General features: G+C 65.4%; 15 protein-coding genes. 3 read left to right on the top strand and 12 right to left on the bottom strand.

Annotated elements, in window-relative coordinates; genetic code table 11:
* Window position 1 precedes the first annotated feature (1 nt).
* Complete coding sequence (gene fdhD / locus QJT82_RS00730) at window positions 2–838, top strand: formate dehydrogenase accessory sulfurtransferase FdhD (RefSeq protein WP_028345258.1); 837 nt, start codon at window positions 2–4, stop codon at window positions 836–838.
* The gene (locus QJT82_RS00725; protein WP_028345259.1) at window positions 822–1,043 is read left to right on the top strand and encodes a formate dehydrogenase subunit delta; all 222 of its coding nucleotides are present in this window, start codon (window positions 822–824) and stop codon (window positions 1,041–1,043) included. Before fdhD ends, QJT82_RS00725 begins: the two co-directional genes overlap by 17 nt.
* 283 nt (window positions 1,044–1,326) lie before the next feature.
* Here the strand turns inward: QJT82_RS00725 and QJT82_RS00720 are convergent, their stop codons facing one another.
* The 11 genes from QJT82_RS00720 to QJT82_RS00670 all read right to left on the bottom strand — a co-directional run bounded on the left by QJT82_RS00720 (window position 1,327) and on the right by QJT82_RS00670 (window position 15,660).
* On the bottom strand, window positions 1,327–4,284 hold the full coding sequence (locus QJT82_RS00720; RefSeq protein ID WP_028345260.1) for a bifunctional [glutamine synthetase] adenylyltransferase/[glutamine synthetase]-adenylyl-L-tyrosine phosphorylase: 2,958 nt from the start codon (window positions 4,282–4,284) through the stop codon (window positions 1,327–1,329).
* The gene (locus tag QJT82_RS00715) at window positions 4,281–5,735 is read right to left on the bottom strand and encodes an ATP-binding protein (RefSeq protein WP_028345261.1); all 1,455 of its coding nucleotides are present in this window, start codon (window positions 5,733–5,735) and stop codon (window positions 4,281–4,283) included. Before QJT82_RS00715 ends, QJT82_RS00720 begins: the two co-directional genes overlap by 4 nt.
* Window positions 5,719–6,399 carry a response regulator transcription factor gene (locus QJT82_RS00710; RefSeq protein ID WP_016842329.1) on the bottom strand — a complete coding sequence of 227 codons (681 nt, stop codon included), beginning with the start codon at window positions 6,397–6,399 and terminating at the stop codon, window positions 5,719–5,721. Before QJT82_RS00710 ends, QJT82_RS00715 begins: the two co-directional genes overlap by 17 nt.
* A gap of 346 nt (window positions 6,400–6,745) precedes the next feature.
* Entirely contained in the window at window positions 6,746–8,332 is a 1,587-nt protein-coding gene (locus tag QJT82_RS00705; protein WP_028345262.1) for a Do family serine endopeptidase, read from the bottom strand.
* Window positions 8,333–8,503: 171 nt separating this feature from the next.
* A complete protein-coding gene (locus tag QJT82_RS00700; RefSeq protein WP_028345263.1) occupies window positions 8,504–9,010 on the bottom strand; it encodes a cytochrome c-type biogenesis protein in 507 nt (168 codons plus the stop codon).
* The gene (locus tag QJT82_RS00695; RefSeq protein WP_028345264.1) at window positions 9,010–10,992 is read right to left on the bottom strand and encodes a heme lyase CcmF/NrfE family subunit; all 1,983 of its coding nucleotides are present in this window, start codon (window positions 10,990–10,992) and stop codon (window positions 9,010–9,012) included. The genes QJT82_RS00700 and QJT82_RS00695 overlap by 1 nt, the downstream gene beginning before the upstream one ends.
* Window positions 10,989–11,486 (bottom strand): cytochrome c maturation protein CcmE, encoded by a 498-nt coding sequence (ccmE, locus tag QJT82_RS00690; RefSeq protein WP_028345265.1) that lies wholly within the window; start codon window positions 11,484–11,486, stop codon window positions 10,989–10,991. The genes QJT82_RS00695 and ccmE overlap by 4 nt, the downstream gene beginning before the upstream one ends.
* 59 nt (window positions 11,487–11,545) lie before the next feature.
* The gene (gene ccmI, locus QJT82_RS00685; protein ID WP_028345266.1) at window positions 11,546–12,685 is read right to left on the bottom strand and encodes a c-type cytochrome biogenesis protein CcmI; all 1,140 of its coding nucleotides are present in this window, start codon (window positions 12,683–12,685) and stop codon (window positions 11,546–11,548) included.
* Window positions 12,686–13,227: 542 nt separating this feature from the next.
* Entirely contained in the window at window positions 13,228–13,596 is a 369-nt protein-coding gene (locus QJT82_RS00680) for a VOC family protein (protein ID WP_028345268.1), read from the bottom strand.
* A gap of 58 nt (window positions 13,597–13,654) precedes the next feature.
* Entirely contained in the window at window positions 13,655–13,855 is a 201-nt protein-coding gene (locus tag QJT82_RS00675; protein ID WP_027547784.1) for a DUF6494 family protein, read from the bottom strand.
* A 224-nt stretch (window positions 13,856–14,079) separates the two neighbouring features.
* Window positions 14,080–15,660: a winged helix-turn-helix domain-containing protein gene (locus tag QJT82_RS00670; protein WP_028345269.1), complete on the bottom strand. Its 1,581-nt coding sequence runs from the start codon at window positions 15,658–15,660 to the stop codon at window positions 14,080–14,082.
* Between the two features lie 155 nt (window positions 15,661–15,815).
* On the opposite strand from QJT82_RS00670, the gene QJT82_RS00665 reads away from it, so the two are divergent.
* On the top strand, window positions 15,816–16,139 hold the full coding sequence (locus QJT82_RS00665) for a DUF1127 domain-containing protein (RefSeq protein ID WP_028345270.1): 324 nt from the start codon (window positions 15,816–15,818) through the stop codon (window positions 16,137–16,139).
* 207 nt (window positions 16,140–16,346) lie between these two features.
* Here QJT82_RS00665 and QJT82_RS00660 read toward each other — a convergent pair whose 3' ends face one another.
* Window positions 16,347–17,741 carry a hypothetical protein gene (locus tag QJT82_RS00660; RefSeq protein WP_028345271.1) on the bottom strand — a complete coding sequence of 465 codons (1,395 nt, stop codon included), beginning with the start codon at window positions 17,739–17,741 and terminating at the stop codon, window positions 16,347–16,349.
* Window positions 17,742–17,752 lie beyond the last annotated feature (11 nt).

Genomic DNA, 17,752 nt, shown 5'->3' with positions numbered 1-17,752 from the left:
GATGCGCGAGCCCGTCCACCAATCGAGGCGGAAAGTCTGGCGCGACGGCGTCTTCAGCGACGGCGCGCGCCTGATCCCGGAAGAAACGCCGCTCGCGCTGACCTATAATGGCGGCACCTACGCCGTGATGATGGGCTCGCCCGAGGACCTCGGCGATTTCGCCGTTGGCTTCAGCTTGAGCGAAGGCATCGTGCAATCGGCCGACGAGATCGAGACCCTCGATATCGTCGAGCTCGATGACGGCATCGAGCTTCGGATGTGGCTCAGGCCCGACAGGGCCGAGCGGATCGCCGAGCGGCGGCGCAACATCGCCGGCCCGACCGGCTGCGGCCTGTGCGGGCTCGATTCGATCAGCGAGGCGGTGCGACCAGCTGCGATCGTTCCCGCGGGACGCGTGTTCGCGCCGCGCGAGATCATGACCGCGGTGGCGGCGGTGGCGCCGCTGCAGGAGATCAATCACCAGACTCGCGCGGTGCACGCCGCCGCGTTCTGGACGGCGACGCGCGGCATCGTCGCGCTGCGCGAGGATGTCGGCCGCCACAACGCGCTCGACAAGCTCGCCGGCGCGCTGGCCCGCGACAAGGTCGCAGCCAGCGATGGCATGGTGCTCTTGACCAGCCGCGTCTCCGTCGAAATGGTGCAGAAGACCGCCGCGATCGGCGCGCCGCTGATTGCCGCCGTGTCGGCCCCGACCGCGCTTGCGGTCCGGATGGCGGATGCCGCCGGCATCACGCTTGCAGCGATCGCCCGCGCCGATGGATTTGAAATCTTTACGCATCCGGAACGCGTCACAGGCGCGGTGCCCGGCAAGGAGTCCGCTTATGTCGTCGTCGCCTGACAGACTGGTCTATATGGCGAACCAGATCGGAAAGTTCTTCCACAGCCAGGGCCACGACCGCGCCGTGCAGGGCATTTCCGAGCACATCTGGAAGTTCTGGGACCCGCGGATGCGCAAGCAGATCTTCGCCCATCTCGACGCCGGCGGCACCGGCCTCGACCCCGACGTCCGCGATGCCTTGCAGAAGCTGAAGCAGCAGGCGTAGAGTTCCCAGTCCCCGCGAACTCACTGTCACCTCGAGAGGCTGTGACGCGTCGCACCGCCGTCATTGCGAGGAGCGATAGCGACGTCTCCGCTTGCGGAGCGATGGATTGCTTCGCTTCGCTCGCAATGACGTGGATGGATCGACGCGTACTATCACCGTCACCCTGAGGAGCGCGTAGCGCGTCTCGAAGGGTCGACGGCCCCGCTGGTGGCCGATTCATCCTTCGAGGCTCGCAAGAGCTCGCACCTCAGGATGACGGGTCCAGCAGGGTCTCGCTACTCCCCTACCCCACGATCGTGTTGAAGACGCGGCGCACCTCGCCCTGGGTCTCGCGCAGGCGCGCTTCCAGTGCGGAGAAATCCGGCGTGTCCCCGGCCCGCGCCATCACGCGCAGCAGATCTTCGCCCGCGGTCTCCGGATTGAACTTGCCGGTGACGCAGAGCCGCAGGATCTGCGTCAGGTCATGATAGAGCCGCGCCGCCGAGCGCAGGATCTCGGCCTCGGACTGGCCGAGCAGGCCGAGCTTGGCGGCATTGTCGAGCACCTGCAGCGTGGAGACGCTGAGAATTTCCGGCTTCACCGAGGCATGCGCGAGCTGGAGATATTGCGCGATGAAATCGATGTCGACGAGCCCGCCGGCGGCGAGCTTGAGATCCCAGACATCGTCCTCCCCCTTCTCCAGCGCGATCGCGCGCCGCATGTCGGCGACGTCGGCCGCGGTCGACGCCGCATCGCGCGGCCGGGTCAGCACGCTGCGGATGATCGCCTCGATCTTCTCGCGAAACTCAGGCGACGACGAGATCACGCGGGCGCGCGTCAGCGCCATGTGCTCCCAGGTCCAGGCCTCGCGCTCCTGGTAGTCGGCAAATGAATCGATCCGCGATGCGACCGGACCGGCGCGCCCCGACGGGCGCAGCCGCATGTCGACCTCGTAGAGCACGCCGTAATTGGTCCGGGTCGTGAAGGCGCTGATCAGGCGCTGGGTGAAGCGGGCAAAATACTGCGCGCCGTGCAGCGAACGCTCGCCGTCGGAATCCGGCGCCTCGCTGTCGAAATCGTACAGCAGGATCAAATCGAGGTCGGAGGACGCCGTCATCTCGCGGCTGCCGAGCCGGCCCATCGCGACGATCGCGGTCTCCTGCCCCTTGATCCGGCCATATTGCGCGGCGAACTGGTCGGTGACGAGGCCGTGCACGGTGTGCACGATACCCTCGGCCACATCGGCAAAGGCGGTGCTGGCGTGCTGCGCCGACACCGTGCCGGACAGGATGCGGGTGCCGATCAGGAACAGGCTCTCCTGGCCGAACAATCTCAGACGATCGAGGAAATCCTCGTAGGACGACGCATCCTGCAGCGTGGCGGCGAGCCGCTCCGACAGTTCCTTCTTGTCCGGCATCGCGCCGAAGAAGCGCGGATCGACAAGGCCGTCCATGATCTGCGGCTGCCGCGCCAGCATGTCACCGAGCCGCGGTGCCGCGCCGAGGATCAGCGCCACCAGCGCGACGAAATCGCGGTTCTGGCTGAGCAGCGAGATCAGTCGCCCGCCCCGCTGCAGCGCGCCGAGGAAACGGTCGAACGCCGCCACCGCATCGTCAGGCTCCTCGGCATTCGCCAGGCCGTCGATCAGGCCGGGAATGAATTCCAGGAACGCGGCGCGCGTCGCCTCGACGCGCAGCGCGCGATAGTCGCCCTCGATCCATTGCTGCACGGTGCCGGCAACCGCAATGGGCTTCTTGAAGCCGAGATTGGCGAAATGCTCGATCAGGCGGGCGTCCTCGGGCCCGGCGCCATAGTCGATATCCGGCAGCTTCGCGGTGCCGGTCGGATCGTCGCCCTCGAACAGCTTGCCGTAATGGTTCTGCACGATCTTGAGCTGGCCGAGCAAATCCCTGGCGAAGGCCTCGCGATTCTCGTAGCCGAAGAAATGCGCAAAGCGCTCGACGTCCTCAGGCGCTTCGGGCAGCGAATGAGTCTGCTCGTCGGCGATCATCTGCAGCCGGTGCTCGACCCGGCGCAGGAATTCATAGGCCGTCGTCAGTTCGTCGCGCGCTTCAAAGGTGATCCAGTTGCTGTTGGCGAGCACGTTGAGCGCCTCCAGCGTCGGCCGCACCCGCAACTCCGGATGACGGCCGCCGGCGATCAGCTGCTGGGTCTGGGCGAAGAACTCGATCTCGCGGATGCCGCCGCGGCCGACCTTGACGTTATGGCCCTCGACCGAGATCTCGCTCTGGCCGCGATAGGTCTGCATCTGCCGCTTCATGTCGTGGACATCGGCAAGCGCGGCAAAATCCAGATGCTTGCGCCAGACGAAGGGCGCGAGCTCGGCGATCAGCGCCTCGCCGGCCTTGGGATCGCCGGCGCAGGGCCGCGCCTTGATCATCGCGGCGCGCTCCCAGGTGCGTCCCTCGCGCTCGTAATAATGCAGCGCGGCGTCGGTCGAGATCGCGACCTGGGTCGAGGCCGGGTCCGGCCGCAGCCTGAGATCGACCCGGAACACGTAGCCGTCGCCCGAGCGCTGCTGCAGCATCCGCGCCATCGCCTGGGTGACGCGCACGAAGAACGGCTGCGGCTCGATGTCCTCGGCGAGCGAAGTGGCCGCGCGATCGAAGAACACGATCAGGTCGATGTCGCTGGAATAGTTCAGCTCGCCGGCCCCCATCTTGCCCATCGCGAGCACGATCAGGCCCGAGCCTGCCTCGGGGTGATCGGGGTCGGCGGCGGTCATCCGGTCGCGGGCCACTTCCTGCCGGAACAAATATCGCAGCGCCGATTGCACCGAATTCACCGCGATGTCGGTCAGTGCCGCCGTCACCCGCATCACCGGCCAGACGCGGCCGATGTCGCACAGCGCGATCATCAGCGCGGCCTCCGCCTTCATGCGGCGAAGCAGGACCATCACGTCGGCCTCGCTGCCGGCGGCGAGCACCTCGCGCGACGTCGTCTCGATCAGGCCGGCAAGATGCGACTCCGGGTCGCATGACAGGATCCGGATCAGCCGCGCGGCATCGGCGCGGGCGAGCTCGAACAAATAGGGCGAGAACTCGGCGATGCCGCGCAGGATGTCCCGTGCGAACGGATGTTCGAGCAACGCATTGAGCGCGGCCGATTGCGCCGGCTCGAGCTCGGCGAACCAGTCAGTCAGGCGCTGATCGGCGGATACGGGCGCGGCGACACGCGGTCCGTCCGCGAACCGCGCGGCCAGACGATGTCGATCCGCGTTTCCCGGCGCGGCGGCATTCATGCCGCCTTCTGTGGCACATCCTGCGTTTGAGCCGCAAGCCTGTCACTGCCGCCCGCCCGCGCCGGCAACACCAGGGTGGCGACCAGCCCCGGATGGGCGTCGCCGAGCCTGAGCTCGCCGCCATGAAGCGTGGCAACCGCCGAGGCCAGGCTGAGGCCGAGACCGGAACCGGGTAAGGTCCGGCTCGCCTCGAGGCGGACGAAGCGCTCGACCGCGTGCTTGCGGTCGGCCTCGGGAATGCCCGGGCCGTGGTCGGTGACGCTGAGCAGGACCTGGTCGCCCTCGCGCCGCGCCTCGATCAGGATCTCCCGCGCATCCGCATTGAGCGGCTGCACGCTCGCGTCGGACTTGCCGTATTTGATGGCATTCTCGACCAGGTTGGCGACCGCCTGGCTGATCAATTCGCGGTTGCCGTGAATCGGCGCCGGCACGGTCTTCACCTGCAGCGTCATGCCGTCGTCCTCGGCCAGCGGCTCGTACAGTTCGTGGATGCCGTTGGCGACATCGGCGCCGTCGAAATCGTCCATGTTGCCGCGTGCCTGGCCGGACTCGGCACGCGCGATCATCAACAGGGCGTTGAAGGTGCGGATCAGCCCGTCGGATTCCTCGATGGTCCGCTCCAGCGCCGCGCGATAGTCGGCCTCGCAGCCCGACCGCGCCAGCGCCTCCTCGGCGCGGTTGCGCAGCCGCGTCAGCGGCGTCTTGAGGTCATGGGCGATGTTGTCGGAGACCTCCTTCAGCCCCGTCATCAGCGCCTCGATGCGCTCGAGCATGGCATTGAGATTTTCCGCCAGGCGATCGAGCTCGTCGCCGCTGCGGCCGACCGGCAGCCGGCCGGACAGATCGCCCGCCATGATGCGCTTGGTGGTGCCGGTCATGGCGTCGATCCGGTGCAGCACGCGGCGGGCGACGAAGATACCGCCGCCGATGCCGAGCACGACGACGACGAGGATCGACCATTGCGCGGCCTTGGCGACGATACCGAACAGCCGCCGCCGTTCCTCGAGGTCGCGCCCGACCAGCAGGCGGAAGCCGTTGTCCATCTGGGTGACCCGCACCAGCGCGCGGTGATCTGTCTTGTCCTGGTCGTCGAGCCGGCGATAGGCGGTCTCCGTCCAGCCCTGCGTGCTCATCACGCCCGGCGCCAGCGCGCCGACATTGCCGGCGAGCATCTGCCCGTTCGGCGCCGTCACCAGATAGAGGTTGGCGCCCGGCCGCAGCGCACGGTTGCCCATGGTGCCCAGCAGGCCGCGCAGGCCGCGGCGGTTGTAGATGTCGGTGATCTCGCTGATCTCGACGTTGACCGTCGTCGTGATCTGCTCGGTGATCAGCCGCCGCGTGTTCCAGGCGAAGTAAGCCAGCAGCGAGGCGGCGAACAGCGCGAACAGGAACAGGTAGACCAGCGTCAGCCGAAACGCCGTGGTCCGGATCAGTTTACCGAATGCCGTCACGGATCATATACCCCGCGCCGCGGATGGTATGCAGCAGCGGCCGCTCAAAACCCTTGTCGATCTTGGAGCGCAGCCGCGAGATGTGGACGTCGATGACGTTGGTCTGCGGATCGAAATGATAATCCCAGACATTCTCGAGCAGCATGGTGCGCGTCACCACCTGCCCGGCATGCTTCATGAGATATTCGAGCAGGCGGAACTCGCGCGGCTGCAAGGTCAGCTCGTCCTTGCCGCGGGCGACGCGATGGGACAGCCGATCGAGCTCGAGGTCGCCGACCCGGTAGGTCGTCTCCTCGGCCGGGCCGACATTGCGCCGCGACAGCACCTCGACCCGCGCGAGCAGCTCGGCGAAGGAATAGGGTTTCGGCAGGTAGTCGTCGCCGCCGGCACGCAGGCCCTTGATGCGGTCATCGACCTGGCCGAGCGCCGAGAGGATCAGCACCGGCGTCCGGTTGCCCTTGTCGCGCAGGCTGCCGATCAGCGACAGGCCGTCACGCTTCGGCAGCATGCGATCCACAACCAGCACGTCGTAGTCGCCGGTCTCGGCCATCGACAGCCCTTCCTCGCCATCGGAGGCGAGATCGGCGATGTAGCCGACTTCGCGGAATGCCTTGACCAGATAGTCGGCTGACTCACGGTCGTCTTCGATGATCAGGATGCGCATTTGCGGAGCGATTGCGGTCACGGGAATTGGCCCTCTGTCAGCATGACGCGGCCGGCCTGCACATGCAAGACGACCGCGCATATTCCGGGAATCTCGTGGGCGCATGATCTCCGCGCAAACCCGTTCCGGGTTTGTCGCGGGGGAAAACCGGTCTCCACTTTTCCGAATCATGCGCTGAAAAAAGTGGGCGGTGAAGCTGGGGGACCTCACCGCCCTGAGACCTTCCGACAGAGGGGGGCATATTCCATCGAAAGGCAACGTAGGGAGCGAGCAAGGGGCCCGCCCCCCGGAAAGCGCCGTCGGCGGGGGCGACTGATGCCGGCGACGCTTTCCAACTCATAGATAGTTATCCCTTCGCCAGCGGCACTGCCACAAAGCGCGACGAACCGCCGCTCTTCACGCGCATGAGAACGCTGTTCTTGCTGTCATTGCGCGCCGCGGTGATCGCATCACGCACTTCACCGGCGGTGCCGACGGACTTGCCGGCGACCTCGAGGATCACGTCGCCTTCCTTGAAGCCCCGCTCAGCGGCAGCACTCTTGGGATCGACTTCGGTCACGACCACGCCTTCCTTGCCGGCGCCAGCCACGCTGTTGGCGGGCGCGACGGTGAGGCCGAGCTTCGGCACGTCGGTGCCGCGGGACGAATTGCCCTTGTCGCTCTTGTCGGTGTCAGCCTTGGCCTCCAGGTTGTTCGGCAGCTGGCCGAGGGTGAGGTTGACGGTCTTGTCCTGACCCTTGTGCAGGACGTTCAGCTTCACGGCGTTGCCGGGCGCGAGGCCACCGATGGTGCGGGCGAGCTCGCGCGCATCCTTCACCGGCTCGCCGTTGACGGCGGTGATGACGTCACCGGACTCGATGCCGGCCTTGGCCGCGGGGCCGTTGGCCTGCGGTTCGGCGACCAGCGCGCCTTCGGCCTTCTTCATGCCGAGGCTGTCGGCGATGTCGGAGGTCACCGGCTGGATCTGGACGCCGATCCAGCCACGGCTGACCGCGCCCTTGTCCTTCAGCTGGGCGACGACGCTCTTGACGGTCTGGGCCGGGATCGAGAACGCGATGCCGACGCTGCCGCCGGACGGCGAGTAGATCGCCGTGTTGACGCCCATCACCTCACCGGACACGTCGAACGCCGGGCCACCCGAATTGCCCTTGTTCACGGGCGCATCGATCTGGATGAAATCGTCATACGGGCCGTTGCCGATGTCGCGGCCGGAGGCCGAGACGATGCCCGCGGTCACGGTGCCGCCGAGGCCGAACGGATTGCCGACCGCCAGCACCCAGTCGCCGATCCGCGGCTTGGTTTCGGACAGCTTGGCGAACTGGAAGTTGGAGCCGCCCTCGACCTTGATCAGCGCGAGGTCGGTGCGCGGATCGGTGCCGATCACCTTGGCGGAATAGGTCTTGCCGTCGTCGGTGGTGACTTCGACCTTGTCGGCGCCGTCGACGACGTGATTGTTGGTCACGGCAAAGCCGTCAGCCGAGATGAAGAAGCCGGAGCCCTGGCCCGTCACCACGCCACCGCCACGCGGTCCACCGCGCAGGCCCGGGGGCAAGCCATCCGGACCGCCGAAGCGGCGGAAGAAGCGCTCCATCGGCGAACCCGGCTGGAACGGCGAATCGTCATTGTTGTTGCTGTCATCCTTCGCGACCTTCTCGCGAATGTTGACCTTGACCGAGATCACCGACGGCTTCACGCGCTCGACGATGTCGGCAAACCCGACCGGCTGCTGAACCTTATTGACCTCGTTATTGACCTGCGCATGCGCGGGCGTCGTGAACAGGTCGGCGGGGTTGTGCGAGGGGCTGAAGCCATAGGTGGCGGCACCGAGGCCGGCCACGACCGACGCCATCAGCGCGAGTTTGCGGGCAGAGAACAGCGAGCGCTTCGGCGCCTTGTAGGACGGAAGGGTCGAGAGGTCGGGACGGTCGGTCATGTCTTGAAATCTCCAGGGCCAGAATCATTGGTGCCGGGGGCGAGCACCTGATGGGTCTGAACATGGGGTCATCAGCCTTACAGCGCGCTGGCTGCGGAATTAAACTTTGGTAATTGAGCAGGCCGCCGCTGCGGCAGAATAGCGCAGGTAAATAAAGGACTTAAAAGGGAACTAAAGCGGCTTGTCCGGCGCGGATTCCGCCGCCAGCAGGCGTTTGAGGCGCGCCTGCTCGTCGGACGTCAGTCCGGCGGCGGAATCGCCGCTGCCGGCGGCCGAATTTGCCTTGCGCCGGCCGAGCCGCCAAAGCGCAAAACCGCCCAGCAGAAGCGCCAGCGGCGGGGTCAGCCACAGCAGCAGCGTGTGCTCGTTGAGGCGCGGCTTCAGCAGCACGAATTCGCCGTAGCGGGCCACCAGGAAATCGATCACCTGGGCGTCGCTGTCGCCGGCCGAGATGCGTTCACGCACCAAAAGACGGAGGTCGCGCGCCAGCGGCGCCTCCGAATCGTCGATCGACTGGTTCTGGCAGACCATGCAGCGGAGCTCTTTGGAGAGCTCGCGCGCCCTCGCCTCCTTGGCCGGATCCGCCATGATCTCGTCGGGCAGCACCGCCCGGGCGGGCATCGCGCCGAGCATCAGGGCCGCCGCAAGCACGGCGGCTGCAAGCGCGCGCGGCCGCATCACTCGGCCGCCTGCAATGCGCGCGCCGCTTTCGCCGGCTTCGGCGCGCCGACCCGCAAGCGGCGGTCGGACAGCGACAGCATGCCGCCGAACGCCATCAGCACCGGGCCCCACCAGATCATCAACACCAGCGGCTTGTGATAGATGCGCACCGCGATCGCGCCGTCGGCCGAGGTATCGCCGAGCGAGATGTAGAGCTGGCTTGCACCGCGCGTCATCAGCGCGGCCTCGGTCGTCGAGGCGCCCCGCGTCGTGAAGTTGCGCTTCGACGGCGTCATCACGCTGACCTTCTCGCCGTCACGCGTCACGGTGAATTGCGCGACCATCTCGCGGAAGTTCGGACCCTGCCGCGGGTTCAGGCCGTCGAGCCGCAGCTGGTAGCCGGCGACGCGGGCGACGTCGTCCGGCTTCATCGCGCCGATATATTCGCTGTTCCAGGTGGTCTCGCAGACGATCCCGATCAGGGCGACGCCGAGACCGGCATGCGCGAAGGCGGTCCCCCAGGTCGCACGCGGTAAGCCGCGCGCCCGGCGCAGCGAGAGCGACAACGGAATCCGGAACAGCGCGATGCGCTCGGCGAGATCGCACAGCGCGCCCATGATCACGAACACCGCAAGCGCAATGGCGAGCGGCGCCAAGGTCGCGCCGCCATAGGTCCACGCAAACACCAGCGCCATCGCAGCCAGCGCGACGATGCCGGCCACCATCAGCCGCTGCGCCGCGCCGAGCAGGTCGCCGCGCTTCCAGGCCAGCAGCGGCCCGAACGGCACCGCGAGCAGCAGCGGCACGAACAGCGGCGCGAAGGTGAAATTGAAGAACGGCGCGCCGACCGATATCTTTTCGCCGGTCAGGACCTCGAGCGCCAGCGGATACAGCGTGCCGATGAACACGGTCGCGCAGGCGGTGGTGAGCAGCAGATTGTTGAGCACCAGCGCGCCCTCGCGCGAGATCGGCGCGAACAGCCCGCCCTGCTTCAGCGCCGGCGCGCGCCAGGCGTACAGCGACAGGCTGCCGCCGATGAAGACGAACAGGATCAGCAGGATGAACACGCCGCGTGTCGGATCGGTCGCGAAGGCATGGACCGATGTGAGCACGCCGGAGCGCACCAGGAAGGTGCCGAGCAGCGACAGCGAGAAGGTCAGGATCGACAGCAGGACGGTCCAGACCTTCAGCGCGTTGCGCTTCTCCATCACCAGCGCCGAATGCAACAGCGCGGTGCCGGCAAGCCACGGCATCAGCGAGGCGTTCTCGACCGGATCCCAGAACCACCAGCCGCCCCAGCCGAGCTCGTAATAGGCCCAGTAGGAGCCCATCGCGATGCCGAGCGTCAGGAAGATCCACGCCATCAGCGTCCACGGCCGCACCCAGCGCGCCCAGGCGGCGTCGATCCGCCCCTCGAGCAGCGCCGCCACCGCGAACGAGAACGAGATCGAGAAGCCGACATAGCCGAGATAGAGCATCGGCGGATGCACGGCGAGGCCGATATCCTGCAGCACCGGATTGAGGTCGCGGCCTTCCAGCGGCGGATTGGCGATGCGCAGGAACGGGTTCGAGGTGATCAGGATGAACAGATAGAAGGCGCTGGCGACCCAGGCCTGCACCGCCAGCACATGCGCCCGCAGCGACAGCGGCAGATTGTTGCCGAAGGCCGCGACGAGGCCGCCGAACAGCGCCAGGATCGACACCCACAGCAGCATCGATCCTTCATGGTTTCCCCAGACGCCGGTGATCTTGTAGAGCAGCGGCTTCAGCGAGTGCGAATTCTCGTAGACATTGGCGACCGAGAAGTCGGAGGTGACGTGCAGCGTCACCAGCGCCGCGAACGACGCCGCGACGAACAGCAATTGGGCGAGCGCGGTCGAGCGCGCGACGTTCATCAGCGCTGCATCGCGCCAGCGCGCGCCGACAATCGGCACGATGGACTGGATCAGCGCAAGCCCAAGCGCGAGCACCAGGGCGTAATGTCCACTTTCGGCAATCACCGCACGGCTCCCTGGGTCGGCGCCGCGGAGGCGCTCGGCGTGTTGCTTGATTTGGCACCGTAATCGTCCTTCCAGTGGCCCTGCTTCTTCAAGGCGTCGGCGACGTCCTTCGGCATGTAGGTCTCGTCATGCTTGGCGAGCACGGTGTCGGCGCGGAACACGCCGTCAGCGTCGAGCGCGCCTTCGGCGACGACGCCCTGCCCCTCGCGGAACAGATCGGGCAGGATGCCCTTGTAGGCGACCGGCAGCGTCGCGCCGCCGTCGCCAACGGTGAAGGTCACGGCGAGATTGTCGCCGCGCTTGAGCGAGCCCTGTTCCACCAGGCCGCCGAGGCGGAAACGCTTGCCCGGACCAAGATGCTTTTCGGAGACCATCGACGGCGTCGAGAAGAACACGATGGAATCGCGCAGCGCGTTCAGCACCAGGCCCGCGGCGATCGCGAGCACGACGAACGCGCAGCCGATCAGTGTCAAACGCCGTTGCTTCCTGGTCATGTTCCATCCTTGCGCATGACGTTCTCCGAAACCCGCTGCGCACTTTTCGGCGTCATGCGTTATCCATCCAGCCCGAGATTCTTCAGCCCCTCATTGAGCTGACGCAACCGGTCCGCATCGTTGCCGACCGCCTGACGGGCATCCGCGAGCGCGCTCATCGCCTTGTCGCGCTCGCCCATCACGAGATAGGCGCGGACCAGCCGCAGCCAGCCCTCGACGTCGTCGCCATTGGTCTTCAGCCGCGTCGCCAGCCGATCGACCATGCCTTTGATCATGCTACCGCGATCGGCCTCGCTCATGTCCCTGGCCGCAGCCACCGCACTGTCCGGCAGCGCCGGTGCGCTGACGCCACCGGGCGAGCTGGCGCCGCCGGGCACGCTGCCGCCGACCCGGACCAGCGCGGCCTGCACCAGCGGCCGCCACGGCGCGTCCGCCGGCGCCTTCGCCAGCATCTTCTGCCAGAGCGTCGCGGCATCAGCCTTGCGGCCGTCCTGCTCGGCGGCGAGACCGAGGAAATAGTTCGCCTTGGCATCGTCGCCATTCAGCGCGACGGAGCGCTCGAACTCCGCCTTGGCGTCCGCCGTGACGACGCCGCCGGCAGTCCCCATCAGCGCCTCGCCGAGATCGGCGCGGCGATCGGCGCTGTCGCCGGCATAGGTGATGGCATTGCGATAGGCGCGGACGGCGTCATCGTAGCGGCCGAGGCGCGACAGCACCGGCGCCAGCACCGTCCAGCCGCGGCCGTCGGTCGGGTTCTTTTCGAGATGCGCCTCGACCTGCGCGACCAGATTGGCGAGCGGCTGGTTGGCGTCGGCCACCCGGCCGCGTTCGGCGAGCGGAAAGTCACCAAGGCGCGGCGAGCCGAGCGCGAGATAGAAGCCCGAGGCAATCACCGGCAATCCGACCAGGCCGACGATCGCGGCAGTGCGCCGCAGATTGAGGCTGCCTTGCACCGGGGTCTCACGTCCGCCCTGATCGGCGGCGGCCAGCAGCCGCCGGCTGATCTCGACCCGCGCGGCATCGGCCTCGGCGGCGCCGATGATGCCGGCGGCCATGTCGCGGTCGATTTCGGCGAGCTGGTCGCGGTAGACCACGACCTCGCTGCCGCCGGTATCAGCGCGCCCGCGGCGGCTGAGCGGCCACAGCACGGCAAAGATCGCCGCGACCGTCATCAGCGCGAACACAAACCACAGCGTCATCAAGCGGTTCCCGGATGGAACGGCGGCTTCCGGCAAGCCGCCTTAGAATCGCTTTACACTACCGGCGGCGAGCCCGGCAATTGACAATTGCTGGATCGACCGAAGGTCGAAATCAGCCGGTTTCCGGTGCCGTTCCGGCGGTATTGCAACGGCACTTCCGGGCGAAGGCGCGCGCGACCAAAATATCGAAAACAACCCCATGCACAGTAGCCGGCTTCCGCCGGTACTCGATCGACGCTTGACACGTCGGGCAACTCAGTGCCACACTTCCATTATTCCGAAATTGCGCAAATGCTTGTCGTCCCGACCTGCCAGGCTCGTCGGTTTCCCGCCCGCTTTCAGGGCAAAGTGGACACGCGACCCGACCCCGGCAATATCGTCCTGCGACCCTTCTGCGACATCCAGGGATGTTCGCATTAGCGCGACGCGGCGACGGGCGGCGGATGAACGCGTCACGCCGTCACCGAGGATCATTGTTATGCAGCGTGGCATTTGAGCACCCAGGCCGGCTGCCGCGCGGGATGGTAGGTCGCTTCGAGCTGCTATTCGACGGAAACTGGGAGCAGAGGCCGGGCGAAACTGAGTTCGTGGCCATCGGGATCAATCAGGTGGAAGTAGCGCTCACCCCATTCGGCGTCGCGGGGGACAGTAGCCGGCTGGTATCCGGCTGCAAGCGAACGGTCGTAGAGTTTGTCAACATCGGCAACATAAAAGATGATGCGTCCCCACCAGGACCAGCACCGATCGGCAGGCTGGGCGATGAGGTTGAGATAACTCGCACCAGCCCGAAAGCTGGTGAATGACGACTGTTCGCCGCCATGCAGGACCTCAAATCCCAAGGCGCGGTAAAATCGGACAGCCCGTGGCATTTCGTGGGTGCCAAGCGTGACCGCGCTGATCCCCTCGATCATGGAAACAACTCTCCTGCACTATTTCCTGCGTCGTTTGTAGGTAAGACTTCTCTCGCGGTCAGAGTGCGACTGTTTCCTCGACAACATGTTTCAGCGGCGTCCCCTCAGCGGACAGGGTCATTCGCAGTTTGAGCTCGCCACCTTTCACCGCCCCGCTACGCACCAGGTTCTCGATTTCACGCTGCGATGTAACTCCGACATGCTTCAGAAATTTACGGATAGCCATATTGAAGCGGTCTTCATCGAACTCGGCGGTCATGGCTGTTCTCCCTGATCGGGTAGCCAAAGTCTAACACGAGGTGAGCAAACCCCAAACATCGAGGCCGCGCTCGCGTCGCCGCCGACTTCCTCCTTACCTGGATCGCCTACCAACCTCGGCCCGGATCTGAAGACTACACCTGACGCTGCAATGTCGGCACGCTGAGGTGGACCGGACACGGCTGAGCGCGGTCCTCGACCGCTGCTTGTGACCCATCTGCGACATTACCCCTCCGGTACTCCTGCCAATCGCATGCCTTCATAAATGCGCTCACGTTTGGCGAGATAAGCTGGATTATCGCTCGACGGGCTGGCGCGGAAGCGGCGGATGCTGAAATTAGGTTGAAGCACGAGCCCTGCTTGCGCCGCGGCCCGCGCGTCATCGAGTGCTCCAAGCAGTGCTAGGGCAGCGGCGAGCCCAAGATGCGCAAACGGATAATTTCGGTTGGCGTCGATGCTCCTGCGGAGCCAACAGACGGCTTCCCTATCGGCACTAAGTTGCAACTTAGCGAAACCGACATACTGCATCCACATGAAGGCATGAATGTCGCGGGGAGACAGGCGGAGTGCCTCTAAGACATGCGCCTCAGTGTCCCCGCCGCGACCGAGGAAAATCTTGGCTTGACCGATTAACCCGTGCGCATGGGCCAGATTTCGGTCCAACGCCAAAGCGTGTTGTAGTTCGTCAATGCCCTCGGACACGCGGTTCGTGAAAATTTTTGCTGTTCCCAAATGTAAGTGAGCCAAGGCGTGGTTCGGCGCGAGGGTCAGGACATGCATAACGGCCACTTCTGCTACGGTAAGGTACTTTATCCGATTGTCGGTCATGTAGCCGGCACCAACAATGCCATCAACATGCGCTAAGCCCAGACACGCTTCGATATTGCCGGGATCAAGCGTCAGGGCACGCTCGAAAAAGTGGCGCGCCTGCAAGATATATTCGGAAGTCAACCCCATATTGAGCTTAGCTCTGCCCTGGAAGTACAACTCCATTGAATTGGGATGCGCCGAACGTTGTGCTCTCACGGCCTCGGCTGCGACGAGCTGCGCATCTAAGGAGTTAGCTAGCCTAGATATGATCTCGTCCTGCATATCGAACAGATCGGCGACGGGTTTGTCAAAGCGGTCCGCCCATAAGTGCGCGCTGGTTTCAGCGTCTACCAGCTGCACGTTGACGCGAAGTCGGCTTTCGTGACGCTGCACGGAGCCTTCTAGCACATACCGGATGTTCAACTCGCGACCGATTTGCTTGAGGTCAACTGCTTTGCCCTTGTAGGTGAATGCGGTGTGTCGCCCGATCACCAATGAGCCGCTGATCCGCGACAAGTCCGTAGTGAGGCTTTCCGTTACACCATCGACGAAATAGTCGTGCTCTGGGTCGCCGTTGAGGTTGGCGAAGGGCAACACAACGATGGAGAGGTGAGGCGATGAAAGTGACATTTGTGCCGTGCCGTCGTTCTGCGCCGCCGAACTAGCCGCCGCAGTTTCGGGCGTCTGCCCTTCGTGCACTACGCCAACGAAGCGAAAGCCTTTGCGCGGCAACGTTTTGATTAGGCGCTGCTTGTCACCATCGTCACCGATTGCGGCGCGAGCGGCATTCAAGCGGGTCGTCAACGCGGCATCTGAGACTATGCGTCCGTTCCAAACTGCGCTGATGAGATCGTCCTTGCTGACGACGCGCTCCCTGTGCCGGATCAAATGGTCTAGTAGATCGAAGACCTGCGGCGTGATGGGAACAGGGATGGTCCCGCGATGTAGCTCGCGACGGTCAGTATCGAATGCGTACTCCTCGAAGAAATAGCGCATCTGGCGATCCCTTAAAGGGCGTTCGATTTTCAGGCTTTAACGCCCTCGAACGCAAAGAATAAGCCGCTGGTAAGGAAAATGTAAGCCGGATGTCAGGCGCGGTGGCTCGTCGTACAGCATGTTCGTCCTCCGAAAAGTAGACAGGACACACGGCAATGAGCACAGTCCAAGAGATCACCAAGTTGCAGCACAGAGCAACTGCCGACCGGCCGGTCTATAGTCCGCTCGAAGCATATTGGAAGGCATTTCAGGAGTGGCGCAAACGCCGGAGGCTGCAAACGGAATTATGCCGCCTGACGGACCGCGAGCTGATGGATATTGGCACGACGCGAGGCGAGATTGACTACGTCGTGTCGAACAGAGATATCGACCCGCGAGGCATACGAGCCGAATGGGTCCAATACCTGCCAACAGTGGACGGCCAAATCCACCCACATTGGGACAAGCACCTCTCAGAAACACGCGTCAAACCTCGCTAGTGCAATGCGCGGAAACCATCGCGGTCTGCTACGCAAGCCGTTATGGCTGCTTCTGGCCCCTTAGCCGACATGACCAAGCGCGCCTGTTTTGTCAGCTTACCGTTGGCAATGCGGACGTTGGTACAGCGGACGGATTTACAGGTACACGCCCTGGTAAGTGGGATTTTGGAGCGCTCGAACAGGGTTCGAACCGTATCTAGGCTATCGCTACCCCGCGCGCGACGACTTCCGCTCGCCGGTGACGGCATTCTCCGCCGCCCGGTTCATCAGGGAGGCGTAGTCGTGGCCGAACAGCACCTCGCAGAACCGGATCGCGGCCTTGACCTGCTGCTGGCGGAAGGCGCGGACCCGGGCATCGCCGCCGCGCAGCGACTGCACCAGCCCCTCGGTCGACTGCTCGACATAATGTTGCAGATCCGAGAAGGTCCGCAGCGTCACCTCGTTGATGGCGAGCTCGCTGGCATAGGTGCGGCATACCGCGACGAAATCGATCAGGGCGGCGGCGTCCTCGACCTCGGTCGCATCGATCTTGGCGCCGGCCGTAATGTCCTTGTCGGCGCGCTGGCGCAGGATGCGGCGAACCCGGCCCGGCACGCTGTCGATCTCCGATTGCAGCGCATTGGAGGTATCGGCGCGCACCGAGGTGAGCTGGCGGCCCCAGGTGGAATCGTTGCGCAGATCAAGCTCGGTGCGCAGGCCGCGGACGCCGTCATGCAGGGTCTTGAGCTGCTCGCCGACATAATCGAAATGGCCGCGCCTGATGTCGGTACGCAGGCAGGCCGCGACGAACGACAGGTCATGCAGCGCGATGGTGACCGCGACGCCGTATGGCGTTGCCGCGACGCGGAGCTCATCGTCCGAGGCCGCCATCTTGATGGCAAGGCGGACGATCTGCCATGGCGCGGCGAGCCGCTGCGCAATCAGTGACAGCGCGAACGGCAATAGCTGCGGCGTCTGCAGCGACGGCAGCTTGAGCGCTTCGGTCGCTGAAGCGATCTGGGAATCGGCAAACACCCGGATCTGGCTCGGCAGCCGGCTTCCCAGGGTTTCCAGCGCTTCGCGGGCCTGCAGAACGAGGCCGATCGGCAGCAGGTCCTCGACCACGTTTGGCGGGCCAACGCGCGACAGCGCGCGCTGACGGTCGTCCTGACTTGGCGCCGCGATCTTGAGGATGGCGTCCGCGGCGGCAAGCTGGAACTTGCGCGCGGCGGTCTCCATCGGACCGCTCTCCGTGGCTGCGGCGAGCGCGGCCTCGAACGCGCGGGCCGCTTCGGGCGCGCCCTCGCGGGCGAGCCATTGCCAGATCGGCAGCAGCGAGGCGCGCCGGATCTGGCCCGCTCGCGTCGGGAAATTGGTCTCGGCGAGGAATGGCTCGAGTGGCCGGAACAGGAGCCGCGCCGGATCGTCGCTGCGCGGCTGGATCTGCTCGTCCTCCTCGGCCCCGCGCACGATCTTGCGCAGCTGCTCGAGGACCAGATTGGCGACGGCGACGTCATCGCCGCGTTCGACGGCGCGCTCCAGCTCCCGCATCAGCAGCGCCTGCGATTGCGGCGGAAGCTGCGCGAGATAATCCCTCAGCCGCTCGATCGATTTCTGGCTCATGCGCCCGGTCG

This window comes from Bradyrhizobium sp. Mp19 (assembly GCF_029952935.1).
GTDB lineage: Bacteria > Pseudomonadota > Alphaproteobacteria > Rhizobiales > Xanthobacteraceae > Bradyrhizobium > Bradyrhizobium elkanii.
This window is presented reverse-complemented; position numbering and strand designations above follow the sequence as displayed.